We start from the raw sequence: 586 nt of genomic DNA on the forward strand, positions 1-586 counted from the left end.
CTGTCCAGGCTTTTCCACCGAAGTAGACGATGCCTTGGCGCAGCAACATTTTCGACACACGGTGTCGGGCGGTCATCAGATCCCCGCGGCAGTCCTCACGCGCGCGCACCAAGTCACGAGCTGCCTCCTGGCTGGGGGTGGGTACCGTCACCGCGGTGATCTGCCCCAGATGCAAAAGCCGGGCCAAATGAGCGGCATCACGAGCATCGGTTTTAACCCTGTCCCCGGCCGGCCGGATCAACTTCGACGGCGCAGCCACCTCGCAGGCGATACCCGCCGCAAGTAGCGCCCGAGCAAGCCCGAACCCGGTCGGGCCGGCCTCATAAGTCACCGCTACCGGACCCGGCAGATTACTCAGCCACGCCACGATCTCCCCGTGATCAGGGGTCAATCGTCGTTGGAACACCTCGCCGGTGTCGCCGTCCAAACCACATCCGAGCACCGAACGTGCGTGCACATCCAACCCGACACTCATACGCTGAATCTTCACTGGGGCCTCCCACATCTGTGGCTCTACCGGCCAGGACCACCCTGTCGGCAACCCACGTTCACATGTGAGTGAGGCCCCAGCCCCCCATACCGTCTA

Annotated in this window: 1 protein-coding gene; it reads right to left on the minus strand. The window is 63.7% G+C overall.

What is annotated here, in order from left to right:
- The coding region (locus ABQE89_RS26260; protein ID WP_448422165.1) for an IS110 family transposase at positions 1 to 505 on the minus strand (505 nt) is incomplete at its 3' end.
- Positions 506 to 586 lie beyond the last annotated feature (81 nt).

This window comes from Mycolicibacterium sp. XJ1819 (assembly GCF_053483675.1).